This window comes from Bacillus sp. es.034, assembly GCF_002563655.1.
GTDB lineage: Bacteria > Bacillota > Bacilli > Bacillales > Bacillaceae_B > Rossellomorea.
Genome location: NZ_PDIY01000001.1, coordinates 1840007 through 1864167 on the forward strand (window position 1 = coordinate 1840007; position 24161 = coordinate 1864167).

At 45.8% G+C, this 24161-nt stretch carries 22 protein-coding genes and 1 other annotated feature; of the genes, 12 read left to right on the forward strand and 10 right to left on the reverse strand.

Annotation, left to right across the window (positions count from 1 at the left end):
• Positions 1-16 precede the first annotated feature (16 nt).
• From ATG71_RS09310 to modB, 3 genes are read left to right on the forward strand one after another with little or no spacing between them, the layout of a single operon-like run.
• Positions 17-529, forward strand: a complete 513-nt coding sequence (locus tag ATG71_RS09310) for a MogA/MoaB family molybdenum cofactor biosynthesis protein (protein WP_286162957.1) — start codon at positions 17-19, stop codon at positions 527-529.
• A gap of 9 nt (positions 530-538) precedes the next feature.
• Positions 539-1297 (forward strand): molybdate ABC transporter substrate-binding protein, encoded by a 759-nt coding sequence (modA, locus tag ATG71_RS09315; RefSeq protein WP_098439344.1) that lies wholly within the window; start codon positions 539-541, stop codon positions 1295-1297.
• Between the two features lie 30 nt (positions 1298-1327).
• Positions 1328-1987 (forward strand): molybdate ABC transporter permease subunit, encoded by a 660-nt coding sequence (gene modB, locus ATG71_RS09320; RefSeq protein WP_098439345.1) that lies wholly within the window; start codon positions 1328-1330, stop codon positions 1985-1987.
• 17 nt (positions 1988-2004) lie between these two features.
• On the opposite strand, the gene moaC is transcribed toward modB, so the two are convergent.
• On the reverse strand, positions 2005-2496 hold the full coding sequence (gene moaC, locus ATG71_RS09325) for a cyclic pyranopterin monophosphate synthase MoaC (protein ID WP_098439346.1): 492 nt from the start codon (positions 2494-2496) through the stop codon (positions 2005-2007).
• Between the two features lie 109 nt (positions 2497-2605).
• Between moaC and mobB the strand changes: the two genes are divergently transcribed.
• The 3 genes from mobB to moaA are packed head-to-tail and all read left to right on the forward strand — an operon-like array spanning position 2606 to position 4772.
• Positions 2606-3148 (forward strand): molybdopterin-guanine dinucleotide biosynthesis protein B, encoded by a 543-nt coding sequence (mobB, locus tag ATG71_RS09330; RefSeq protein WP_179886502.1) that lies wholly within the window; start codon positions 2606-2608, stop codon positions 3146-3148.
• On the forward strand, positions 3135-3731 hold the full coding sequence (locus ATG71_RS09335; RefSeq protein ID WP_098439348.1) for a molybdenum cofactor guanylyltransferase: 597 nt from the start codon (positions 3135-3137) through the stop codon (positions 3729-3731). Before mobB ends, ATG71_RS09335 begins: the two co-directional genes overlap by 14 nt.
• A gap of 33 nt (positions 3732-3764) precedes the next feature.
• Complete coding sequence (gene moaA, locus ATG71_RS09340; RefSeq protein ID WP_098439349.1) at positions 3765-4772, forward strand: GTP 3',8-cyclase MoaA; 1008 nt, start codon at positions 3765-3767, stop codon at positions 4770-4772.
• A 62-nt stretch (positions 4773-4834) separates the two neighbouring features.
• Here the strand turns inward: moaA and ATG71_RS09345 are convergent, their stop codons facing one another.
• From ATG71_RS09345 to ATG71_RS09360, 4 genes are all read right to left on the reverse strand, one after another.
• Entirely contained in the window at positions 4835-5944 is a 1110-nt protein-coding gene (locus ATG71_RS09345) for a hypothetical protein (protein ID WP_098439350.1), read from the reverse strand.
• A 187-nt stretch (positions 5945-6131) separates the two neighbouring features.
• Entirely contained in the window at positions 6132-7307 is a 1176-nt protein-coding gene (locus ATG71_RS09350; RefSeq protein WP_098441776.1) for an acetoin utilization protein AcuC, read from the reverse strand.
• On the reverse strand, positions 7304-7951 hold the full coding sequence (locus ATG71_RS09355) for an acetoin utilization AcuB family protein (RefSeq protein WP_098439351.1): 648 nt from the start codon (positions 7949-7951) through the stop codon (positions 7304-7306). Before ATG71_RS09355 ends, ATG71_RS09350 begins: the two co-directional genes overlap by 4 nt.
• Positions 7952-7977: 26 nt before the next feature.
• Positions 7978-8610 (reverse strand): GNAT family N-acetyltransferase, encoded by a 633-nt coding sequence (locus ATG71_RS09360; protein ID WP_098439352.1) that lies wholly within the window; start codon positions 8608-8610, stop codon positions 7978-7980.
• A 253-nt stretch (positions 8611-8863) separates the two neighbouring features.
• Here ATG71_RS09360 and acsA point away from each other — a divergent pair, with 253 nt between their 5' ends.
• The gene (gene acsA, locus ATG71_RS09365; RefSeq protein WP_098439353.1) at positions 8864-10582 is read left to right on the forward strand and encodes an acetate--CoA ligase; all 1719 of its coding nucleotides are present in this window, start codon (positions 8864-8866) and stop codon (positions 10580-10582) included.
• Between the two features lie 528 nt (positions 10583-11110).
• On the opposite strand, the gene ATG71_RS09370 is transcribed toward acsA, so the two are convergent.
• Positions 11111-14083: a transglycosylase domain-containing protein gene (locus ATG71_RS09370; RefSeq protein WP_098439354.1), complete on the reverse strand. Its 2973-nt coding sequence runs from the start codon at positions 14081-14083 to the stop codon at positions 11111-11113.
• Between the two features lie 177 nt (positions 14084-14260).
• Positions 14261-14468, forward strand: a binding site (T-box leader).
• Positions 14469-14525: 57 nt separating this feature from the next.
• On the opposite strand from ATG71_RS09370, the gene tyrS reads away from it, so the two are divergent.
• Positions 14526-15788: a tyrosine--tRNA ligase gene (gene tyrS, locus ATG71_RS09375; protein ID WP_098439355.1), complete on the forward strand. Its 1263-nt coding sequence runs from the start codon at positions 14526-14528 to the stop codon at positions 15786-15788.
• A 128-nt stretch (positions 15789-15916) separates the two neighbouring features.
• Here the strand turns inward: tyrS and rpsD are convergent, their stop codons facing one another.
• Positions 15917-16519, reverse strand: a complete 603-nt coding sequence (rpsD, locus tag ATG71_RS09380; protein ID WP_034765742.1) for a 30S ribosomal protein S4 — start codon at positions 16517-16519, stop codon at positions 15917-15919.
• 336 nt (positions 16520-16855) lie between these two features.
• On the opposite strand from rpsD, the gene ATG71_RS09385 reads away from it, so the two are divergent.
• The 3 genes from ATG71_RS09385 (at position 16856) to megL (ending at position 20673) form a co-directional block, all read left to right on the forward strand.
• Positions 16856-17455, forward strand: coding sequence for a hypothetical protein (locus ATG71_RS09385; protein WP_098439356.1), 600 nt, complete (start codon positions 16856-16858; stop codon positions 17453-17455).
• 41 nt (positions 17456-17496) lie between these two features.
• On the forward strand, positions 17497-19311 hold the full coding sequence (locus ATG71_RS09390; protein ID WP_098439357.1) for a sensor domain-containing diguanylate cyclase: 1815 nt from the start codon (positions 17497-17499) through the stop codon (positions 19309-19311).
• 180 nt (positions 19312-19491) lie between these two features.
• The gene (megL, locus tag ATG71_RS09395; protein ID WP_098439358.1) at positions 19492-20673 is read left to right on the forward strand and encodes a methionine gamma-lyase; all 1182 of its coding nucleotides are present in this window, start codon (positions 19492-19494) and stop codon (positions 20671-20673) included.
• A gap of 47 nt (positions 20674-20720) precedes the next feature.
• On the opposite strand, the gene ATG71_RS09400 is transcribed toward megL, so the two are convergent.
• Positions 20721-21362 (reverse strand): phosphatase PAP2 family protein, encoded by a 642-nt coding sequence (locus ATG71_RS09400; protein WP_098439359.1) that lies wholly within the window; start codon positions 21360-21362, stop codon positions 20721-20723.
• A gap of 203 nt (positions 21363-21565) precedes the next feature.
• A complete protein-coding gene (locus ATG71_RS09405; protein WP_098439360.1) occupies positions 21566-22051 on the reverse strand; it encodes a GAF domain-containing protein in 486 nt (161 codons plus the stop codon).
• Positions 22052-22331: 280 nt separating this feature from the next.
• On the opposite strand from ATG71_RS09405, the gene refZ reads away from it, so the two are divergent.
• Positions 22332-22985, forward strand: coding sequence for a forespore capture DNA-binding protein RefZ (refZ, locus tag ATG71_RS09410; RefSeq protein ID WP_098439361.1), 654 nt, complete (start codon positions 22332-22334; stop codon positions 22983-22985).
• A gap of 41 nt (positions 22986-23026) precedes the next feature.
• Here refZ and hisJ read toward each other — a convergent pair whose 3' ends face one another.
• Entirely contained in the window at positions 23027-23818 is a 792-nt protein-coding gene (hisJ, locus tag ATG71_RS09415; protein WP_098439362.1) for a histidinol-phosphatase HisJ, read from the reverse strand.
• Between the last annotated feature and the right edge of the window lie 343 nt (positions 23819-24161).

Below are 24161 nucleotides of genomic sequence, written 5' to 3' on the forward strand. Positions count from 1 at the left end.
GAAAGGAGACGATCCATTGTTAGAAGAACATCGGAAGTCATCAGTTAAAATAGTCTCATGTAAAGTGGTGACAGTAAGCGATACAAGAACAAAAGAAACAGATAAAAGCGGGAAGCTTCTTATGGAATACCTCCAACAATGGGGCCATGCAGTCACTGAATATGAAATCGTAAAAGATGATATCAGCACCATTACGGCTGCAATTGAAAAAGCGATACATAATCAAGAGATACAGGCGGTTCTTTTGAATGGCGGGACAGGGATAAGCAAAAGGGATGTAACGATAGAAGCAGTAAAACCTCTTTTGGATAAAGAGTTGGTGGGCTTTGGTGAACTGTTCCGTTTCCTGAGCTACCGGGATGATATAGGGTCGGCCGCCATCCTATCAAGGGCGATGGCAGGAGTAACGGGTGACACGATCATCTTTTCCATGCCGGGATCATCGGGGGCTGTGAAGCTTGCGATGGAACAATTGATCATTCCTGAAATGGGGCATATAGCAAATGAATTAACAAAGGATTCGAGGTAGAAGGAAAACATGATAAGAAAAGGGATATGGATCATCATCTTCATAATACTCTTCGTAACCGGCTGTTCTCCAGAAGACCGGGACAAGGTCACCCTGACCATATCGGCAGCGGCCAGTCTGAAAGATAGCATGAAGGAAGTGAAAAAGGATTTTGAAAAACAGCATCCCAGCATTCATGTCGTCTTTAACTTTGGAGGGACAGGGGCGTTAAGAAAACAGGTGGAACAAGGGGCACCGAGTGATGTGTTCCTTTCTGCATCAAAAAAGGATTATGAAAGATTGGTAGACCGGGGATTGATTGACTCTAGCCGGGGAGGGTCGTTCTTAACAAACCGGTTAGTGATCATCGCCCCTGTATCCAGCAGAAATCTAAGTCTTGATGACCTTTCCCGCTCGAAGGATAAGCTTGCCATAGGGAACCCGGCATTCGTACCAGCAGGAAACTATGCAAAACAGGCACTTATGGGAATGGATAAATGGAACTCAGTCAAGGATCAGCTGGTATTGGCCAAAGATGTTAGAGGGGTCCTTACATTGGTGGAGAATCAGTCTGTTTCGCTGGGGATTGTCTATGCCAGTGATTTAACCGCCAGCGAAAAGGTGAAATCCATCCAGGAAATCAATCCTTCCTACCATTCAAAGATCGGTTACTACGCAGGAGTATTGCAAGGTAGCAGGCATCCAAAAGAAGCAGCCGTTTTCTACAAATTTGTCATCAATGATAAAAGAAAAGCGACGTTTGAAAAATTTGGATTTACGAAAGGGTAATTTGTGAAAAAAAAGTAGGTGGACATTCAGATGGAATCATTTTGGTTCCCTATCAAGCTTTCCCTTTTGGTTGCAGCGTCAGCAACAATTTTTACGTTCATTGTTTCTGTAGCACTTTCACATACGTTCTCCCGGATCAACTTTCGGGGCAAGACCGTTTTGGAAACCCTGTTCATGCTGCCGCTCGTATTACCCCCGTCCGTCCTCGGGTTTATCCTTCTCATAGTGTTCGGGATCAATAGTCCAATAGGGAGAGGTATAGAAAAAGTAATGGGAGAAACAATTTTGTTTACTCCTTATGCAGCCATCGTTGCGGCTATCGTGGTGGCGTTCCCATTGATGTATCAATCAGCGAAAGCAGGATTTCTGAGTATAGATGGAGATATCGAGGATGCTTCAAGGGTGGATGGTGCTTCAGAAAGGAAGACACTCATGTACGTTTCGATCCCGCTTGCAAGCAGGTCCCTGCTGACGGGAACCGTACTCAGCTTCACAAGGGCATTGGGGGAATTCGGGGCCACGTTACTATTTGCAGGGAACATCCCGGGAAAAACCCAGACCATCTCAACGGCCATATATGTTGCCATTGAATCAGGGGAAGACGGCCTTGCATGGAAATATGTCGGGATAAGCATTGCGCTTTCCTTCATCTTCCTCCTATTGGTCAATCGAATCAACGACCGGCCCTGATTCATAGTGGCAGCGTGTCAGAGAAGGTCCCGGTGGAAATCACCATTTTTCCCACCTGATTTATGCAATAAGTAGGTTTGTCCGATGATCATGCCTTTATCGACAGACTTACACATATCATACACACAAAGAGCTGTTGCCGTAGCGGCAGTCAAGGCTTCCATCTCCACCCCGGTGCTCCCTTTCGTTTTGACTTCTGCCGTGATATGCAGCTCATAAGCGGCTTCACTCATCTCTTTCCATGTGAAAGAAATATTGACGCTGCTGATGGGAATGGGATGGCACATCGGGATAATGGAGGATGTTTGTTTTGCCGCCATGATACCGGCAACCTGCGCCACACCAAGGACATCGCCTTTTTTAAAATCATGATGGACGATCTTTTGATGAATTTCCTGATTGACTTGAATGGAAGAGTGAGCAATGGCGTTCCGGACGGTTTCCTCTTTAGCGGATATATCGACCATCTTCGCTCTGCCCTCTTCATTAAAATGAGTAAAGTTAGACATTACGTTCACCTCTGTTTTTAGTGTAATCGTAATTTGATCGAAAGTAAATTGCCCACTCTTGGTTAACAGATGCCATTGGGATTTAGTAAATGGAAGAGAGGGGATACGTGTGTTCAAGGGTGTTCCGGTTATACAGGTGGTTGGTTTTAAGAATAGCGGGAAGACTTCCCTGGTTTGTAAGATGATCGAATGGGCGACTCAGTCAGGGATTTCTGTCTCTTCGTGCAAGCATCATGGTCACGGGGGGAAGCCCGATGTGGTTGAAGGGACAGATAGTTCGTTTCATCAGAGGGCAGGAGCGAAGATATCAGGTGTAGAAGGAGACGGCATGCTTCAGCTGTCTATTTCAAAACCGGATTGGCAGCTTAATGACATTCTCTCGATCTATTCTTATATGAAAACGGATCTGATCATAGTAGAAGGATACAAAAAGGAAGGATATCCCAAGATCGTTCTCCTGCGGAACCAGAGTGATCAGCGAATCCTTCAGGAGATCGTGAATGTGAGGGCTGTGATATCCCCTTTCCCGATTGAAGAGCAGAAGGGTACGATCGCATACTTTTCAAATGACGGGATAAAGGAATTTGAAGAGTGGTATCTTTCATGGATTCAGGCATCTCTAAAAAAGGAAAGGGAGGATGATGATGCGTGATGTCAAAATAGCCGGAGTCATTGTGGCAGGTGGACAATCCAGGCGATTTGGAAGCGACAAAGCTTTCTCTCTCTACAAAGGAATGCCGTTCTTTCAGCACTCGCTTCAGGCCGTTTCTTCATCTGCCGATGAGGTGATCATTGTAACGAGCCGGGCGTTATTCCCCCGATTCAATGATTTGCCGAATGTACAGGTAGTGGAGGATATAGAGGAGTTCAAAGGTTGTGGACCCCTGGCTGGGATCTATACGGCCATGAGGGGATATCAAGCAGAATGGTACGTTGTTCTTCCTGTCGATGTACCGCTTGTGACGAGCAGCTTAGTGAACCGGCTGATAAGTAAAGTTGATGAAAGGTATGATGCGATTATTCCGATCATTGGCGGTAAGCTTCAACCTTTATTAGCCCTGTACCGGGAGTCTGTCAGGGAAAGAATCTATAACCAGCTCGTTAGTGAAGAGTACAAAATGGGTAATATACTTAAAGGACTCTCTGTCCTATATTTGACAGAAGAGGAAATAGGAGAAAGGGAAGCCTTTCATAATATCAATACGAAGCAAGATTACGATACTCATATTAAATAATAGTATGAAATATGTAATTGGAGTGAACCCTGCATGGAACATATCATAGACAAGAGAACCCGAACCCTTCGTGATTTGAGGATTTCTGTAACGGATCGATGTAATTTCCGGTGCAGGTACTGCATGCCGAAAGAAATTTTCGGAGCAGATTATCCCTTTTTAGAAAAAGAAGAGATTCTTTCATTTGAGGAGATCACCCGTTTAGCCGGTATTTTTTCTGAGTTCGGTGTGGAAAAAATCAGGCTCACGGGAGGAGAACCCCTGCTTAGAAAAAATCTGCCAGTCCTGATTGAAAGCTTATATAAGGTGTCAGGGATAAAGGATATCGCCTTGACGACAAATGGAGTATTCCTGACGAAGCATGCAAAGGCATTGAAACAAGCCGGCCTTACAAGGGTAAACGTAAGTCTCGATTCCCTGAATGATGAGATATTTATGAAGATCAATGATATGGGCAGGGGAGTGAAGCCTGTATTGGATGGAATACGTGCTGCACAAGAGGAAGGCCTTGAAGTGAAAGTGAATATGGTCGTGAAAAAAGGTCTTAGCGACAATGAGATCATGCCAATGGTCCACTATTTCAAACAAGAAGGGATCACTCTCAGGTTCATCGAGTTTATGGATGTCGGAACCACAAACGGCTGGAATTATAAAGATGTCATCAGCAAGAAGGAAATCCATGATCTCATAAACAGTCATTATCCATTGGAACCCGTCGAGCCCGGTTATGTCGGAGAAGTGGCCAAAAGGTATCGGTACAGCGGGACCAATACGGAGGTAGGATTCATATCCTCCGTAACGGAGAGTTTTTGTACCAGCTGCAATCGGGCACGGGTATCCACAGATGGGAAGCTGTTCACGTGTTTATTTGCCCAAAGCGGATTCGACTTGAAAAGCATGATAAGGGGCAATGCTTCTGATGATGAATTGAAGGAAGCGATCAGAAGCGTATGGGAAAAACGGGATGATCGTTATTCTGAAATAAGAACCGAAGAAAGCCAGGCATCCCGGAAAATAGAGATGTCCTATATTGGAGGATAAATGAAAAAGCAAGGATTTCTCGTCATGGAGAAATCCTTGCTTTTTTGAAGGGGTAGACAGGGTCACTGATAGTTGACGACTGCCGGACTCGGGTCCATCTTAAGCACCTCTTCGGGTGTCAGGACAGGGAAATCCTTCTCATAGAAGACTTTGAAGGCGCCGTACTGAGTCGGTTCATCCCGGACGTATCGTCCATACAATGCCTGCTTGTCCGCCGCTGCTCCCCAGCCGTCAAAGTTGATGGCGACTTCGACGTTTTCTGTCGGTTTGATCGCATCTTTGTTCGTCAGCACGGGACCGGTGAATTGGTGAACGAGAACCAGTTTATCAGGCAGGTTATTTTTTTCTGCCATAGCTGATATATACTCGATGGCTTCCTGGATGTCGCGGCCATCCACTTCACCGAGATCCTCTCCGGGCTTTTCCCCTTCGGCTACGTGGAATTCCGTATCGATGGCGAGGTGCACATTCGGGCGTTTAAGCCACTTTTCAACCATCTTCACCTGATTCATCACCGTATCCGTTCCGAGTTGGATATCGAGCAGTACGAGAGCATCATGCTTCTCGGCAAGCTTCACATACGTTTCAATATTTTCCTCAGACGTCATCTGCACATAATCACCGTCTGGACCGGGTGCATTTTGGGCCATGGTGCTAATCAATTCAATCGTCGGGACCGCTGGACGATCCGGGTCGAGATCGGAATAAACCTGGGTTTGTTCTTTCAGTTTCTTTATGTATTCTTCTGGTTCGTATTTTCCGAGGATCCCCATATGTTTCGATGCAGGCGTTCCGTAGTAGGTTACGAGACGATGGTTCTTCAATGGTCCGTCCGATGGGTCTTCCACACCGTTTGCAAGGGTCTCACCGAAAGGCACCGTCCGCTGAGGTTTCTCCTTCTGACCTTCCCCATCGGTCTGGGTTTCTTCGGTCTCTGTTTCTTCAGCGAGACTTTCCTTCAGGGATACGGCATCCTCAGCAGGTTCCAGCGGTTTGAAAGGTGGCTGACTCTCTTCCTTCTTTTCTGCCACCTTTTCTTCTTTCGGTTTCTTATCAGTCTTGTCTTGTTCCGAAGTGGCTTCTTTCTTTTCCTGTTCTTTTGTTGCAGTGGGAGAGGAACAGGCTCCCACTGCAAGTGTTACGGTTAACATTAGCGGCAAATATTTATTCATTGCCTCACACATCCTTTTTCTTAGAAGATTATGGAGGAGTTTAACACATTTTCCTTTACAAGAAAGCTATGTAAACAAATTGATAGAAAGATTTAATCAGAAAAGCGCCAAACCCTGGCATATGCTTTGGGGCTTGGCACTTATTCTATCATTCTATCATCTCTACTGTACAATTGTCAGTCTTAGATTAAATCGATGGCTTGTGTTTCAGCTGCTGCCGGATGGAATACAGGGCTTTTTCAACGGTCTGTTTGTTCTTTTCCGTGATTTCCCCTTTTCTCGGTATCGGCTTATAGATATCAGGTGCATCTGTCCATTCTACCGGTAACGTGACGCCTGCTTTTCCTTTCCAGCGTTCGGCCCATTTGGATGGAAAAGAGGAGGTAAGATCCATCTGTCCGGTCATCTCCATCCAGATCATGCTCCACGCACGAGGGACAACCCTCCAAATGTCATAGCCACCGCCGCCGACGGCAATCCATTTCCCATCGCAATACTCGTGGGCAAGCTCATGGGCGATGCGGGGGATTTCCCGGTAGATGTTCATGGTTGCCGAAAGATGGGTGAGGGGATCATAGTAATGGGCATCCGCACCGTTTTGGGTGAGGATCACGTCCGGTTTGAAGAATTCAATGACTTCCCGGAAGGACATCTCATAGGCCTCGAGCCACGATTCATCTTCCGTGAAGGCATCGAGGGGGATATTGAATGAATATCCATATCCTTTTCCGTGACCGCGCTCATTGATATTGCCCGTTCCCGGGAAGAGATACCGGCCTGTTTCGTGAATCGACAGGGTACAAACATCGGGATCATCGTAGAATGACCACTGTACCCCGTCCCCATGATGGGCATCGGTATCGACGTACAAAACCCTTGCCCCGTATTTTTCCTGTAAATACCGGATTGCAACCGAACTGTCATTATAAATGCAGAACCCGGAAGCCTTACCCTTGAACCCGTGATGCAATCCTCCCCCCAAGTGAAGGGCATGCTTCGCCTTACCGGTCATGACGCAGTCAACGGCCGTCAGCGTGCCGCCCACTAAATACGCACTTGCTTCATGCATCCCTTGAAACATGGGGGTATCCTCTGTACCGATCCCGAACCCTTCTGCCTGATCTTGAGAAAGCTGGCCATTACTCGCTTGTCTGACAGCGTTTACATAGTTGGGATCATGATTAAGAAATAACTCTTCGTCTGTAGCCATCCGCGGAGGGACGATGTCATCCGGTTGAAGAGCGTTCACTTCCTTTAAAAGGTCCATCGTCAGGGTGATCCGGGTTTGATTGAAGGGATGCTCATCAGAGAACCGGTACCCCAGCAGTTCATCTGAATAAATGAAGACAGCATCCTTTGTCATGATGAGATTCCCGGCATGTTTGGCCATAACACGTCATATCCTTCTTTCTTAAGATCACTGATCACGTTCATCGGGTTCATCGTCCGTACCCGGAATACAAGGATTTTAAAGGCTTCGTCTTTTTTATCGGGATAGACAAGGACACTTTGGATATTGGAATTATGCCGTCTGATGATGCCGGCCACTTCATAGAGGATGCCTGCTTTATGAGGGACCTTCACTTCGATCTGAGATCCGGGCTGATGGGCACCGGTCAATTGAATGAGGGTATACAGCAGATCGGTTTCTGTAATGATCCCGACGAGCTTCTTTTCCTTCAAGATCGGAAGGCAGCTGATGTGATGCTCATAAAAGAGGGCAGCGACTTCCTCCACGAAATCCAGTGGATGCCCCGTGATCACTTCGGTTTTCATGATGTATTTAAGTGGCTTCTGCAGCTCGGAAGTAACGGATCCATCATGGAAAATGGAAGGTGTACCATCCTTCACGTCCCGGTCACTTACGATGCCGACGACTTCCATCTCATCATTCGTGATCGGGATATGCTTGATTTTCTTTTCCCTCATTAAGTTTATGGCCGATTCAATCGTATCGTCGGCTTTCAATGTTTCGATTTTCGTTTTCATTATCTCTTCTACAATCACGCTCTCCACCCCTTTTAGAAACAACGCTAATACATAAAACGATTCATGAATCGAAGCTGATCAAATTGCTGAATGGAATCTGAATCCACCCTTTTTCCGATTCTCGCCATTAAGCAGTTGGCCGGATGGGAACTGATTTCAGGGTCATCCGTTGCGTAATATTCCAATCCGCCGGCGTTCATCATCTTCTCCATCACTTTCCGGTATTCCCATACATTAAGGCCCGTCCCTTTAAGGTCCCAGTGCCAATAGTATTCTGTCGTAATGACGATGTAATCTTCCATATGATCATCCATCATGGATACTTTCAATAGATTCTTCCCGACGGCCGCCCCGCGGAATTTCGGGATGACCTCGATGGCTCCGAGCTCGATCAGGTTCTTCATCTTCCCCTGTGACCACCGTTCGAGGGGATCAGGATATAAATATGTAACGTACCCGACAATGGTATGATTGTCCCTTGCAATCAAGATGCGCCCTTCCGGTAAACCGGCGATCTCGATCAGGGCTTTATGCTGCTGGGCCGGGGGTCTGAAAGCGACCAGGTCCTCATGGAAATCAAGGCGCGATAACTCCTCTGCCGAAATCGGACCTTCAATAATGATATTTCCTTTGGTTGTCTTTAACTCTGTTGCATTATAGGTTTTTTTCAATTTCATCTGGACACCACCTAAAGATATTCCTCCCCTCCATTATACATGAAATTAAAAAAGAGAGAGCGCTTTCACAAAAAATTCAGACGTTTAGATTCGGATTGTTATTCTGAAATACCTATTAGTGACGGGGTTTTGAGGAGTTAGTGGATCAAAATCCAGTGGAAATACTCCATGGCAGATTTTTTAAAAAATTGAGAAAATATTCGTTTTATACTATAATAAGATTGTAATTTCTTACATAAGGGGGATACGGTATATGAAAGTGGAAGCGCTACCAGTGACAAAGGGAAACTATAATCTTGAAAACTATGAAAATACGTATGATTCATTCGATTGGAAAGACGTCGAGAAGGAATTTTCATGGGCGGAAACAGGTCGCGTCAATCTTGCCCACGAAGCGATTGACCGGCATGCAGTATCTTTCAGGAAGAATAAAGTCGCTCTTTATTACCGAGATGCAGAACGTGATGAAAAATATACGTACTCTGATATGAAGAAGATGTCGAACAAAGCAGGAAATGTATTGAAGAGATTCGGGGATGTTGAGAAAGGTGACCGTGTCTTCATCTTTATGCCAAGATCACCAGAATTGTATTTCTCCGTCCTTGGTGCAATCAAACTCGGAGCCATCGTGGGACCCCTGTTTGAAGCATTTATGGAAGGAGCTGTCCGGGATCGCCTGGAGGATAGCGAAGCAAAGGTTCTCATCACCACTCCCGAACTATTGAAAAGGGTACCTGTAAGTGAACTGCCGAATCTGAAGCATGTCTTCCTTGTTGGGGAAGATGTGGAGGAAGATGATGTCAATGTAGACTTTATGGCTAAATTTGCTGAAGCGAGCGATAAGCTCCAAGTAGAATGGGTGGACCGGAACGATGGTCTGATCCTTCACTACACGTCCGGTTCCACTGGAAAGCCCAAAGGGGTCCTTCACGTCCATAACGCCATGATCCAGCACTATCAAACGTCTAAATGGGTACTGGACCTCCAAGAGGAAGATGTGTACTGGTGCACAGCGGATCCAGGCTGGGTCACAGGTACTTCTTATGGAATCTTCGGTCCGTGGCTGACGGGGGCCTCCAATGTCATAGTCGGGGGACGATTCAAGCCGGAGAACTGGTATAAAACGATTGAAGACTACGGTGTGACGGTCTGGTACAGCGCACCGACTGCCTTCCGGATGCTGATGGGTGCAGGGGATGAAGTCGTGAAGCAATTCGACCTGAGCTCCCTTCGTCATATCCTGAGCGTTGGGGAGCCGTTGAATCCTGAGGTTGTCCGTTGGGGTATGAAAGTATTCAACCTGCGCATCCATGATACGTGGTGGATGACGGAAACGGGTGGTCAGCTGATCTGTAACTATCCAAGCCTTGAGATCAAACCGGGCTCCATGGGGAAACCATTCCCTGGTATCCAAGCCGCGATCGTCGATGATCAAGGAAATGAAGTACCACCTTACCGGATGGGGAACCTGGTCATCAAAAAAGGCTGGCCATCGATGATGAATCAAATCTGGAACAACCCACAGAAGTATGAATCCTACTTCATGCCTGGCGATTTGTATGTATCAGGGGATTCCGCTTATATGGACGAAGACGGATACTTCTGGTTCCAGGGACGGATCGATGATGTCATCATGACGTCAGGAGAAAGGGTAGGTCCTTTCGAGGTGGAAAGCAAGCTCGTTGAACATCCGGCTGTTGCAGAAGCTGGGGTCATCGGGAAGCCCGATCCGGTCCGCGGTGAAGTCATCAAAGCATTCATCGCCCTTCGTGACGGATACGAAGTGACAGACGAGTTGAAGGAAGAAATTCGCCAGTTCGTGAAAAAAGGACTCGCAGCCCACGCTGCACCGAGGGAAATCGAATTCCGCGACAAACTTCCGAAGACGCGCAGCGGAAAAATCATGCGCCGCGTATTGAAGGCATGGGAATTGGATTTGCCGACAGGTGATTTGAGTACGATGGAAGACTGATAGATGTGTTGGAAGGACCCCCGCTCTTTGTGAGTGGGGGTTTTTTGGGTGTGGTAATTGCAGCCCAGTTTAAAATACAGGCAAAAAGCCTTAGAGATGCAAATATCTCTAAGGCTTTTTGGGATTTCCTTTTGTCCATGTTCAATAAAGGAGGCAAATGCCGGTTTGGTCAATAAGCGGAGAAATTCCTCTTATTTATCAATTAGAGCGGAAAATACCTTAAATAGCCGGAAAGATTCCGACTATTCACTCGAAAAATCGTAAAAATGATTACTTTTCCTTTGCTTAACCGGAATATCTCCGCTTATATCCCGAACAAAAGCTCTATTCTGCAATCTTAACCGGAAAATTTCCGCTTATTTTAACTATCACTGGTTCATCAATTAAGGGTAAGACTTCTTACAAAAATGCACATCCCTACTATGTGAATGAAGACAAAATATGCCATGTAAGCACAGCTAATACGTGACTACAATATAAAAAAAGAGGGAGACGTCACAACGACGTTTCCCTCTTTTCAATTAATCATCAGTTCTGCGCTGGTGGTGGATCCGGTTCTGTAGGTGGTTCGGTTCCGCCGCCGTCACTACCGCCATCACCACCGCCGTCTCCGCCTCCATTGCCGCCGTCATCTGCAGGAGGTGGTGGCTCCGGCTTATCTGGTTTATCGGGTTTTGGTGGTGGATCGGCTGGTTTATCACCAGGTGGCTTCGGATCTGTACCCGGTTTTTCAGGCTTGGGCTCCGGTTTTGGTGCCGGTTGTCCGATCTGGACCGTGTTGGAACGGGCAGATTCTTTGCCGGCTACGTCGACGGCAACCACGTAGAAGTCACCGTTTCCAACGGATACTGCTAAACTTGATCCGGACTTGACGCTTCCGACTTTTCCGCCGGATGTCCGGTAAACTCTATATCCGACGACATCGCCGCTTGCGGATGGTGTCCACGTGATTTTGTTCCCGTTTCCGCTCGCATTGACAGTTCCTGGAGCTGCTCCGTCATCGGAAATCTTGTTCTCCGCGATGAGGACATTTTTAAATCGTTCGTCTCCATCCGGGATCAGTTTGTCCGGATCTCCAGGCACTGCACCGAAGATATTTTTCACAAAGTCAGGGTTCAGGATGACACCCGGCTGTGAAAATTCCGCCGGTGTATTCGGTAATGCCAGGTATTTCTTTCCGTTCACCATCACGTATCGGCTCATAAGTAAGCTGTCATCCGTTTTGGTAGGAACGTATTTTGCATTGAATAAATCACTTTTAACGAGTCCCGCCTGGCTGCATGCTTCGGATGGAAGCAGTCCCGAGATGGAACAGAAGGATCTTCTGACGACCCCTTCCGGCTGTTGGAATGATGCATCAGGGTCGATCAAATCGGGAGCCAGGTCCCTGACATCATTCAGTAGATAGGACCATAAGCGGATGTTACGCAATCCGTAATGTCCATACCGGGCACGGGAACCGGGAGTGTTCAGTGACGAAGGCGTGTCATAACCGAACCAGGTTCCGAAGGTGATGCTCGGATTCGTTGCCACAAACCAGTGATCTTTGTAATCCTGACTCGTTCCGGATTTTCCGGCCCAGTCTGAATCAAAGTTCAGGAAGGTTTTCGCGTAGCGCCCGGTACCGAGGTTATGATCCAGGGTATCTCTCATCATATCGATCGTTAAATAAGCCGTTTGCGGACTGAACACATCCACGGGTTCTGACTTATGTTCAAAGACAACAGTGCCATCCTTGTCAACGATCTTGTCAATCATGAAGGCATCGATGAATTTTCCTCCATTGGCAAAGGTCGTGTAGGCATTTACATTCTCTTCGACCGTGACACCCGTCGTCGTCGCTCCCAGAGTAAGGGACAGGTTATTGTCATATCTGCTTGAAAGGGATTCGAAGCCCATTTTCAACAGAAACTCTTTAAAAGGATTCCGGTTATAAATATTCGCATACGTTCTGACCGCTGGTAGATTCAATGATTCTGCCAGGGCGAACCTTGCAGGGAAAAGTCCGCGCTCTCTGAATGAATAGTTTTCCGGTTTCCAGCCATTGATGTTGACGCCCACATCAGGAATCGGTGATCCCGGTGAGATGTACCCGTATTCAAGTGCTGGTCCGTAGGCGAGCAAAGGCTTCATGGTAGATCCGTTTGATCTGTGTGATTGAGTGGCATGGTTGATTTGTTCCAATTTGAAATCCCGGCCGCCGATGAAGCTGATGATGCGGCCCGTTTTGTTCTCGATCATCACGGCACCGACCTGAACCGGTTCTTCGATTTCTACATCTTTCCCTGTGTCAGGGTCTTTTACCGTTCTGGTTTTGGTCGGACCATACATCTCATACGCATCTTTTGTCTTTTGCATCTGATCATAGATCTTCTTGTTGATGGTCGAATGAATTTCATACCCGCTTTGACGGACATTGCGGTCTGCAAGCGTCTGGTACTTGTCTTCAAGCTCATCATTATTTTCCAGATCCTGTTCAGAATATCCATCTTTCTTGGCAAGCACGTTTTTCATGATTTCCACTGCCCTGCTTTCAAGTTCGGCAGTGAGCCATGGATATTGCTCGCGGGGTGATGGCTTTGGTTTCACGAAATCCTTTGAGATGTCATAGGCAACGGCATCATCATATTGCTTTTTCGTGATGTATCCTTCACGGTGCATCCGGTACAGTACCGTGTTTTTTCGGCTCATCCCGGCTTCGAGATTCTCTTTGATTTCCCCATTATTCTTGAATGGCGTGTAAGAGAAGGGAGCCTGTGGAAGTCCTGCGATAAAAGCTGACTGGGGCAGGGACAAATCTTTTGCATCCACCCCGAAAATCCCTTTGGCAGCCGATTGGACACCCGCGATGTTTTGGCCGGATGAGTTCCGTCCAAGAGTCGCTACATTCAGATAGGCTTCCAGTATTTCATCTTTATCAAAAAATCTTTCCAGGCGAAGAGCGAGAAGGATTTCTTTCGCTTTTCTTTCAAATGATACTTCATTCGTGAGGATCTGATTTTTGATCAGCTGTTGAGTGAGTGTACTTCCGCCCGATTGGGTGGCTGAGTTCGTGAATTCCTGCAGGACGGCGCGCATGATCGCTTTCGGCACGACACCGTTATGTTCGTTGAAGTACTCATCTTCCGTGGCAATGACGGCATGCTGCAGATCTTTCGAAATATCTTCAAGCTTCACTTCTTCCCGCTCAAGGTCTGTTCGGAGTTTCCCGAGATAGACATCGTCCGAGAAGTAAAGTCGAGAGGTTTCTTCGTAGTTGTAGATGTCCTTTTTCATTTGGTCATAAGGACGGATTGGTTCTTCCTTGACGAGTGAGGCGAAATAACCCGCTCCGACTCCTCCTGCAAATGCGAATCCCAATACAAAGATGACGATCAGGATCAAAGACAGGTTCCAGAATACACCGTATGTAATTCTTGCTCGTTTTTGTAGTCTAGTATTTGAAAAGAACCTGATTGCAGGGTCTAATTTTTCACGTAATATGTTCCATTTTTCCTTCATATATCATTCCCCCCAGAACATTCCCATTATAGCATAATTACAGGAAGGCTGTCGTAAAAAGTCAAATAAAATGGTCTTTTATCATGCGTTTAGTTGACTATTATTTTGGAATATGGTAAAAACCTAATATAGTGATTGTAATGATCATCCGTCATCTATCGGATTTTTGTACAAATAATACATGCAATGAGAGGAATAAGTAGTCTGCCTTCCCTGTTACGAAGAGAGTCAGTGGGTGCTGTGAACTGACACAAATGGCCGATGAATTACATCCTGGAGCTTTTGCCGTGAACCTTAGTAGCGGCAAACGGGGAGAGCCGTTATCTCTATGAGTGAAGGATGTTATTCCTTAATTTGGGTGGTACCGCGCGACAGCGTCCCTGCATATATGCAGGGACTTTTTTGTTGTTTGCACGTTGAATTAAAAGGAGGAAGAGAAGAGATGGATTTATTAAAAGACTTGGAATGGCGTGGGATCACGTACCAGCAGACAGATGCTGAAGGTTTGAAGGACGTATTGAATAAAGAAAGCATTTCGATTTACTGCGGAATCGATCCGACAGCAGACAGCATGCATATCGGGCATCTGCTTCCATTCCTGACGCTTCGTCGTTTCCAGAATCAAGGGCATCGTCCACTTGTACTGGTTGGAGGGGCAACAGGTTTGATCGGTGACCCGAGCGGTAAAAACGAAGAGCGTAAACTGCAGACGGTTGAAGCGATCCAGGGAAATGTAGCGAGCATTAAAGAGCAGCTCGAAAGCATTTTTGACTTCGAAGGCGAAAACGGAGCCGTGATGGTGAATAACTATGATTGGATCGGAGCAATGGACGTTGTAACATTCCTTCGCGATTTCGGTAAGCATGTAGGGGTGAATTACATGCTGGCGAAAGATACAATCTCGTCCCGTCTGGAATCAGGAATTTCATTCACTGAATTTACGTATACGATCCTGCAGGCAATGGATTTCAATCATCTATACGACAATTACAATTGTAAGCTGCAGATCGGAGGCAGCGATCAGTGGGGGAATATCACCACCGGCCTTGAATTGATCAGACGTACACATGAAGAGGAAACGAAGGCATTCGGTTTCACGATTCCACTTGTTACGAAAGCGGATGGAACCAAATTCGGGAAAACGGAAAGTGGTGCGGTATGGCTCGATCCGAAGAAGACCTCACCATATGAGTTCTACCAGTTCTGGATCAACGCGGCTGACGCGGATGTCGTGAAATACTTGAAGTACTTTACATTCCTTTCACACGAAGAAATCGAGGCGCTTGCTGCTTCCGTTGAAACAGAACCCCATCTTCGCAAAGCACAGAAGACGCTGGCGGAAGAAATGACGAAGCTGATCCACGGAGAAGAAGCCCTTGATCAGGCGATCCGTATCACGCAGGCGTTATTCAGTGGTGACATCAAGTCATTATCTGCTTCTGAAATATTGGAAGGATTCAAAGACGTTCCTTCTTTCGAACAGTCTAAAGGAGAAGAAATCGGATTGGTCGATCTCCTCGTCAACGGGAAAATCTCGCCATCCAAGCGTCAGGCGCGTGAAGATGTCGGGAACGGTGCCATCTACATCAATGGTGAACGCATCACCGATCTTCAGCATGTGATGGGCGAAGGGGATAAGATCGAAGGACAATTTACGATCATCCGCCGAGGAAAAAAGAAATATTTCAGAGTTCAGTACGTATAATAGAAAATACAATCTATCAGTGCGGTATCCGTTTCTCTTATTTTGGAGCGGGTGCCGTGCTTTTTTAGTTGAAAATAAATACACAAAAAAACACTGCCCACATGGTGGACAGTGTTTTCGTACAAAGATTAACGAGAGTAGAACTCAACGATAAGAGCTTCGTTAATTTCAGCTGGTAATTCAGAACGTTCAGGAACGCGTGTGAATGTACCTTCTAATTTGTCAGCATCGAAAGTTAGGAATTCAGGAACAAAGCTGTTCACTTCCATCGCTTCTTTGATGATGTCAAGGTTACGTGATTTTTCACGAACTGAGATTGTTTGACCAGGAAGTACGCGGAATGAAGGGATGTCTACGCGAGATCCGTTCACTGTAACGTGACCGTGGTTAACAAGTTGACGTGCTTGACGACGAGTACGAGCAAGACCTAAACGATAAACAACGTTATCCAGGCGGCACTCAAGTAACGCCATGAAGTTTTCACCGTGTTTACCTTGTAATTTGCCAGCTTGGTCAAATAGGTTACGGAATTGACGCTCAGTTACTCCGTACATGTGACGAAGTTTTTGCTTCTCTTGAAGTTGTAAACCGTATTCAGAGATTTTTTTACGTTGGTTAGGACCGTGTTGTCCTGGAGCGTAAGGACGCTTTTCTAATTCTTTACCCGTACCGCTTAGAGAGATTCCAAGACGACGAGATAATTTCCAGCTTGGGCCAGTATATCGAGCCATGAGAGACTCCTCCTTTATTGTTTTTATTTTGTTGTAAAATAAAAACACCTGTGAATAAACAATTATGTGCATTTTGTTTTCATGTACCTTCGCCCTAGCAGCAGAGGGTTACAAGATACACCTCAACACAGAGGAACAAAATACGAGCATAAAGGACTTCACTGAAGCTGCATTATTTTACACAAAGAATATTATATGATGCGAGAGAATAGAAGTCAAGGAAGTATTTTATAGATTCCTGAAAAGAGCGATCTGAATTGCACAAACAAAATAGTTCATAAGTCATTTGTTGTGATATAATAAAAGTTGAAAATTATGTTAAATAGGTGAGCAGATTTGCAGGAATCAAAGAGAGAGAAAGTTCTTCGATATCTATTGATCGGTATCTGTCTGCTGGTCGTATTGGGAGGTTTCCTTTATTCCTCCTCATCGGATAAAGTCGAGGAGATCGAACCAACCATCCATGCTGAAGTATTGTCCAGGGGAGACGGCAGTCGGAACCCGGTCATCGCAGTGGCAAAAGTGGTAGAAGAGCAACCGGTCCTTGTCATATATGAAATTGATCAAAAAAACCAATATTACTTTAAGGTATTACATAGTGTGTCGTTACACAATGCAGGGAAAATGCTTCGTACTACAAAGGAACATAATGGAGTCTGGGTCCAAATGGAAGAGGGGAAATGGGTACTATTTTCCGAATCGTTAGAGGTTTTACAGGAGCGGAAAAGTGATCCGTCTTCCGTCACTTCAACCCGCCAGCCCTTTCATATTCAGGAAGACACCGGATTGATCAGCATTTCCCGGGAATCTCGTGATGTCAGACTGGATCTTACAGACAAAAACGGGGAACCGAAAGAAATCCATTCCTTATCCGAAGACGATTCAGTATGGCTGGTTGTCTTTCAAAAGGATATGGTGCTGGCCAGGAGCCGGTGATGTAATTCGTTTCACAAACCTTTCAGGTGTGGGTGAGAAAAATGTACGTTATCCAACATGCTTTGCATGAATACAAGTCAAAGCTATTCGATTTAATCTATGAAGAATTGTCAGCAGATGCAGATCATTCTGTTCAATTGCAAAAGTGGCTGACGGTTGTAAAGGATTGCCTGGAAATCGATCAGGCATTTTTATATTTTTATACAGGTTCTACCTATTTCCTATATCAACCCCATCAAAATGGTGGTATTCCCCTCACACTTGCAGAAGCGACTGAGGATTATATCCTGCGTCCTATCTTAATAGAAAAAGAAGACCTTTCATCCATTAAGTTTCATTTTACGAAGAGTGATGGGAGTCCTTTGGCGATCCTCCAGGTGAAGACGGAGGATTCGAATGGATGGACCGATGAAAGCTGGCTTCATTCCTTTTGGAAGGCGAGCAATCAGTTTTTACAGCATACAGGCGGCATCCAGACCGTCCTTGAAGACGAGAGAAGATATAGGGAATTATTCAAAGTGACTGAGATCTTCCATTCAACGAGGGACGTTCATACGCTCCTTGTGCAGGTCATCGAGACGTTGAAACAGGTATTCCCGATTGATGAGTTCCGTTTGTTATTGTCCAATGACCGGCATGACTTCGGAGAACTGCCCATTAAGAGTTTCGATTTTGAGCGTGCCAATGAATCGGCCATGCAGGCATTTGTGAATGGAACCATTGAGTCCGGCGAAGAAGATATTCTCTATGCCCCTTTAAAAGGGAAACAGGGGATTTACGGGGTCCTTGAGGTGAAGTCTGTTTCCCGCGATTTTACGGATCAGAAGATCGAATTCATCCGCCTCTTAGCCTATACAGCGGGGAGTGCCTTGGAGAACGCCAAGCTTTATGAACAGTCGAAGAGGCTCATCACCGATCTTCAGCTCATCAATGAAACGTCCCATAAATTAAACTTGAATTTACGTTTATCTGAAACGGTCCTATTTTTGAAAAAACAGATCAAGCGGTCTTTCCAGGCATCCGCCATTGGGTTCGTCCTCCTTCAAAAAGGGGAGTACACCATTCTGGACGAAAGCTCCCCTGTCTTTTCTGAAGAGATCGGCAGGAGTTATATTTCGTATGTTAAGAACCGTATAGAAGAGGAGAGGGACTCCATCTTTTTAGGGGATGTCAGTGATCGATTTGAAGGAGCGGGAGCATTTCCGTCGATCATGGCTGCCCCCATGGTCCAAAATGAAGCACTGATCGGATTCTGTGTGGTGCTCCATAAGGAACCGTATATGTTTTCGTTTGATATGTACAAGCTGCTGCAGTCGTTCATCCATCATTCCACACTGGCCATCACCAATGCCACCCTCCGTGAAAAATTGGAGCATATGGTCATCACCGATCACATGACCAAACTGTTCGCACGGAATTATTTGGATGATGAAATGGAATCCTCCATGAATAAGGATGAGCTGGGGACCCTGCTCCTGATCGATATCGACGACTTCAAATCCATCAACGATAACTACGGTCATCAAATCGGCGATGAAGTCATCATAGAAGTATCCAATCTGATCAAGGGAATCGTCAGCCACCACGGATTTGTCGCAAGGTGGGGAGGGGAAGAACTGGCCGTCTACCTGCCATCCCTCGGTCGTAAAGAAGGAATGGAAATCGCAGAACGCATCATCAAGGACGTCCCATTGAAAACTGACCCTTCCGTCACACTATCATGCGGACTATCCATTTGGAGAACACATGACGACCACTGCCCTAAATCCGTCAAAGAACTAGTCAAAAAAGCCGACGAAGCCCTCTACCTGGCCAAAAACAACGGAAAAAACCAGGTCGTGAAAGATTGTCAGTAAACCATACCAAATCAACAGGAAGAGCCGACAATGGTTCTTCCTGTTTTTTGTTGGAAAACGTCACAAATAGGCACAACTTCCTTTACCACTTTAATGTAAACGCTTTCTTTTTCGCCAGGATTATCATATTCTAGAATAGTAGTTACTTAGACTTAAAGGGAATACTGGGAGGAATACTGGATGAAAGAAGAGAAACGTTTTGAAACAAGAGTGATTCACGAGGGGTATCAATCGTCTCAGCATTTTGATAGTTTAGCGCCCCCCTTATACCAAACTTCTACTTATACCTTCGCAAATGCGAAACAAGGTGAAAATCGATTCGCCGGTGAAGAAGAAGGATATATATATTCAAGACTGGGAAATCCGACGGTGGCAATCCTTGAGGAACGGATGGCATCGTTGGAAGGGGGAGAAGCTGCCCTTGCCTTCGGTTCAGGAATGGCGGCGGTAAGCGCAGTGCTATTTTCCCTGACAAAATCAGGAGATCATATCCTGTGCTCCCAAGGGGTGTATGGCTGTACGTTCGGTTTACTCGAGCTCCTGCAGGAGAAATTTGCGATCGGACATGATTTTTCTTCCATGGATTCTGAAGAGGAGATCAGGGGGAAAATAACGGATAACACCAGCTGTATTTATGTGGAAACCCCGATCAATCCGACCATGCAGCTCATTGATCTTGAACTGGTTGTGAAGGTTGCGAAGGAAAAGGGAATTCCTGTTGTAGTGGATAATACATTCTGTTCTCCTTACCTTCAACGTCCGCTGGAGCTTGGGTGCGACATTGTCATCCACAGCGCAACGAAGTATATCGGGGGACACGGGGATGTTGTTGCCGGCCTCGTCGTCGGTACACAGGAGAAAATGGCCGAGATCCGCATGACGACCCAAAAGGATATTGGTGGCATCATTTCTCCATTCGATGCGTGGTTATTGCTGAGGGGATTAAAAACCCTGGCTGTTCGAATGGACCGTCACTGTGACAGTGCTGAAAAGATTGCCGGTTTATTAGCGGGACATCCTTCTGTGGAAACGGTCATCTATCCCGGACATGAAAATCACCCTCAGCACGGGGTCATGAAGAAACAAATGAAAAAACCGGGCGGGATGATTTCCTTTACGCTGAAAGGATCCAAGGAAGAAGCGCAGAAGTTCATGGATGATCTCACAATGATCAAGATCGCCGTCAGCCTTGGAGATGCCGAGACATTGATCCAGCATCCCGCCACCATGACCCATGCCGTGGTGCCGGAAGAGTCAAGAAGGAGCATGGGAATCAATGATTCACTTCTCAGACTCTCTGTAGGACTCGAAGCACCGGAGGATATTTGGAATGATTTACTTCAGGCGTTGGATAAAGCATAAGAAAAACAGGAAGGAGCCGTCGACCGGTTCCTTCCTGTTTTTGTCTGTTACTTTTCCACATAGGCTTGCTTTGATTTCTTTGTGCTGACTCCATAAAGCTCGAACATGATTCCATAGAGGAAGACCGATAAAAAGATCGAGCTGGCCATGTCGAGGATGAAATGCTGTTTCACAAAAAGAGTCGAAAGGATGATCAGCGATCCCATTACCGGCACAAAGACCGTGTGGAACAAATGTTTATCCTTGATGTTGAAATTGCCGAGAATGATGGCAAAAGTCGTTAAAACATGGATGCTCGGGAAAGCATTATAAGGTTGGTCATGATTGTAGATCATCCCGACCAGGTCGATAAACAAGCCATCACCCGCGAGTTCCGGGCGGGGTACGGTCGTTTGAAAATAAAAGTAGATGACAAAACAAACCAGTTCACCGATGACAATGATACCGAGGGTTTTCAGGAATGTCTGGACATCTTTATACCAAAAGTAAAAAAGGTATCCTAAAATAAAGGCGTACCACAATATATATGGCACAATGAAAGCCGGCACGAATGGGATCCATTCATCGAGTTGTGTAGATAAAATGACTGCTTCACGGGTATCCGTATTTAATAGCGTGTATATAAAACCTAATGCCGGCATCACCAGCAAACATAATAAATAGGGTAAGTCTTTTTTCTTAGCTTTCATATTACACCTCTTTAGCTGTACTCCATTTTGGATATTGTATGGGATATCTCAGTGTAAAGTTCTCATGTACGGTACTCTTTTCCCTATAAAAGGAGCGGGGAAACGTGAACTTTTTTACAAGTCACCGAATATTTCCCAGCACAAAAAAACACCCTGTCGGAAATGTCGTATTCCCGGCAGGGCTTTATCCCTATTATACAGTATTAAAGATGTCTTAAAAGCTCATCTGTGAAGATTTCCAAATACTTCTGATCATCTTCGTCAAATCGTGCTTTTTCAGGGCTGTCGATGTCGAGGACCCCGATCAGTTTTCCATCTTTGACGAGAGGGATGACGATTTCAGATTGGGAGGCAGCGTCGCATGCGATGTGCCCGGGGAATTGATGGACATCCTCGATCCGCAGCGTCTTCTGTTCACTTGCAGCCGTACCGCAAACGCCTCTTCCTAAAGGAATCCTTACACATGCAGGCAGTCCCTGGAAGGGTCCGAGTACCAATTGATTGCTTTCTTCTTCCACTAAATAAAAGCCAACCCAGTTAATGCGGTCCATGAATTGGTTTAATAAGGCGGAAGCATTGCTTAAATTCGCAATCTGATTCTTTTCACCTTCCAATAAAGCCTTCAATTGTTTCGTGACAAGACCAAAGCCCTGTTCCTTTGTACCTTGATATTTTTCTACTTGAAACATCATAAACTCCCCCAATTCTACATATTCTGCGTTATTTCATGTCTAAGTGTTATCGCATGAACTCCAAGCGACATATCCTGTCGAGAAATACTTAAAGGAAATGCATACGAAAACACGAATTCTTAGTGTGAACAACTTATAATAGAAACATCTATTGAACCATTTTTAGCATATTTCTTCATCGTCTTCAATGATTTAGTTTATTTCTGAAACGTTTTTATACATTGATCCTCGCCACTGTTTTTTTCATTCGCCTAATATATATGAAAGAAGGGGAAATATGAAAAAACTAGAAACCTCCAAGTCGACGAAAGAATCCATATTTAAAGCGGCTGTGTACCTGTTTTATGATCATGGCTTCGATGGCACGTCCGTCAGGGATATTGCTAAGAGGGCAGACGTGAATCCAGCAACGATCTCCTATTACTTCAAAGGCAAGCAGGGCGTATTGGAAGCGTGCTTCACGCATTTCTTTGAACCGTACCTGCGTTTCCTTCAGGAAGAAGTGGAGGCGCTGAATTATGTCAGTGCCGATCTGTGCCTGAAGCGGGCCGTCTATAAAATATTGAAATTCCAAAGTGAGAATCATCAACTATCCCGATTCATCTGGAGGGAAGTATCCATCGATTCCCAGGTGGTCCGGGAAATCATCTCTTCGTATTTAATGAAAGAAAGGCATTATATGAAACGATTATTCGAACAGGGAATGAAGGACCATGCCTTGAAAAAACAGCCCATCAGCTTCCTCGTGATCCAGCTCAAGTCCATGCTGACGATGCCGTTCCTTCACAGCCAGCAGCTAAGGGAAGTGTGGCAGATGTTCCCTCAGGAATACTACTTCATCGATCAATATTATAAAAACATTGATCAATGGATCGACCTTCTCCTCGTATCTGAGGCAAAAGAGGTCATGAAAAAAGAGCTGATCATCTGAAAGAAAGAACTCTTCTCCGATTGAAGAAGAGTTCTTTCCTTTTATTTCATAGAGTCTCTTCCCTGATCCAGGCCTATAGCCGTGTGGGCATCCGATCCATAGACGATTTTTATCCACATGGCGCGGGCCTGTTCGATGACATCAGGCGGCGGATAGGATTCCCCGCAATGAGGTTTTACGAATCCCGCCCCGTTATAATCAAGCTCCAAATCCCTTACAGCCATTTCCTGAAGGATGAGGGATATCTCATCGGAAAAGCACTGGGATGCAGGAAACAGCTTCTGGAATTTCTTTACGAGAGTGATGTGACCGATACGCTTCGGCTTATAGTACCCCAGGTCTGCCTTGATCGATTGAAGGACGGTTTTATAATACCGCTTATAGATCTCATCCACCGATCCATAATAACCAATCATGGATTCGAACACCTCGGGACTGAAATCGAGACAATCCCATTTCCCTTGGTGATGCAGGAAATGAACAGAAAGAATGCTGTCATCCATCCGTGGTCCATAGGTCGAAAGGAAGTCTTCCGTCTCTTTCTCAAACCCTTCAATATAATCCACCTCGAGCCCGGAACGGATGGTGATCTTGTCCCTATATTTATCCTTCAAGATGTCCAGTTCATCAAAATAGTCACTGATACGTGACGGATCCATCCCACTATCCTGATCAGGCGTCGTATCCCTGAACCCGACCGGCAGCGGAGCATGCTCCGTAAACGTTATAGCACTATAATCAAGAGCCAGCGCCCTCTCCACATACATCTCAAAAGAATCCCCACTCCCATGCGGACAAAACGGCGTATGCACATGCCCATCAACCTTAACCATCAGACTTCACATCCTTCTCCTCTAATAATCATTTGTGTTGTTAAATAATGGACAGAATTCAAGTGAATCTAATCGGGGAAAGGAAAAGTGTAAGATTGTTAGCCCCAATTAGAAGTAATTTGAATCTAAATAAGTTGATTGGAGTGGAAGGTGCTCGACTCCTGCGGGAAACGCTGGACAGGTGAGACCCCGCAGGCGCAGCCGAGGAGGCTCACCGCCAGCCCCGCGGAAAGCGAGCACCTGGAACGGAAATCAACCACCACTCACTCATCCAAACGGTCTAAAACAACTAGCCAAATAGGCACCAAACCCAATAATCATACCCATTTCCCCTCAAATTTGC

What these genes read in the sequence shown, in the direction of transcription:
- ATG71_RS09405 (WP_098439360.1), bottom strand. Translation starts at nt 22,051, where the DNA reads ATGTTTCAAGTAGAAAAATATCAAGGTACAAAGGAACAGGGCTTTGGT.
- ATG71_RS09335 (WP_098439348.1), top strand. Translation starts at nt 3,135, where the DNA reads ATGATGATGCGTGATGTCAAAATAGCCGGAGTCATTGTGGCAGGTGGA.
- ATG71_RS09400 (WP_098439359.1), bottom strand. Translation starts at nt 21,362, where the DNA reads ATGAAAGCTAAGAAAAAAGACTTACCCTATTTATTATGTTTGCTGGTG.
- megL (WP_098439358.1), top strand. Translation starts at nt 19,492, where the DNA reads ATGAAAGAAGAGAAACGTTTTGAAACAAGAGTGATTCACGAGGGGTAT.
- ATG71_RS09360 (WP_098439352.1), bottom strand. Translation starts at nt 8,610, where the DNA reads ATGAAATTGAAAAAAACCTATAATGCAACAGAGTTAAAGACAACCAAA.
- ATG71_RS09390 (WP_098439357.1), top strand. Translation starts at nt 17,497, where the DNA reads ATGTACGTTATCCAACATGCTTTGCATGAATACAAGTCAAAGCTATTC.
- moaC (WP_098439346.1), bottom strand. Translation starts at nt 2,496, where the DNA reads ATGTCTAACTTTACTCATTTTAATGAAGAGGGCAGAGCGAAGATGGTC.
- ATG71_RS09370 (WP_098439354.1), bottom strand. Translation starts at nt 14,083, where the DNA reads ATGAAGGAAAAATGGAACATATTACGTGAAAAATTAGACCCTGCAATC.
- hisJ (WP_098439362.1), bottom strand. Translation starts at nt 23,818, where the DNA reads ATGGTTAAGGTTGATGGGCATGTGCATACGCCGTTTTGTCCGCATGGG.
- ATG71_RS09350 (WP_098441776.1), bottom strand. Translation starts at nt 7,307, where the DNA reads ATGACAAAGGATGCTGTCTTCATTTATTCAGATGAACTGCTGGGGTAC.
- modB (WP_098439345.1), top strand. Translation starts at nt 1,328, where the DNA reads ATGGAATCATTTTGGTTCCCTATCAAGCTTTCCCTTTTGGTTGCAGCG.
- acsA (WP_098439353.1), top strand. Translation starts at nt 8,864, where the DNA reads ATGAAAGTGGAAGCGCTACCAGTGACAAAGGGAAACTATAATCTTGAA.
- tyrS (WP_098439355.1), top strand. Translation starts at nt 14,526, where the DNA reads ATGGATTTATTAAAAGACTTGGAATGGCGTGGGATCACGTACCAGCAG.
- modA (WP_098439344.1), top strand. Translation starts at nt 539, where the DNA reads ATGATAAGAAAAGGGATATGGATCATCATCTTCATAATACTCTTCGTA.
- rpsD (WP_034765742.1), bottom strand. Translation starts at nt 16,519, where the DNA reads ATGGCTCGATATACTGGCCCAAGCTGGAAATTATCTCGTCGTCTTGGA.
- refZ (WP_098439361.1), top strand. Translation starts at nt 22,332, where the DNA reads ATGAAAAAACTAGAAACCTCCAAGTCGACGAAAGAATCCATATTTAAA.
- moaA (WP_098439349.1), top strand. Translation starts at nt 3,765, where the DNA reads ATGGAACATATCATAGACAAGAGAACCCGAACCCTTCGTGATTTGAGG.
- ATG71_RS09345 (WP_098439350.1), bottom strand. Translation starts at nt 5,944, where the DNA reads ATGAATAAATATTTGCCGCTAATGTTAACCGTAACACTTGCAGTGGGA.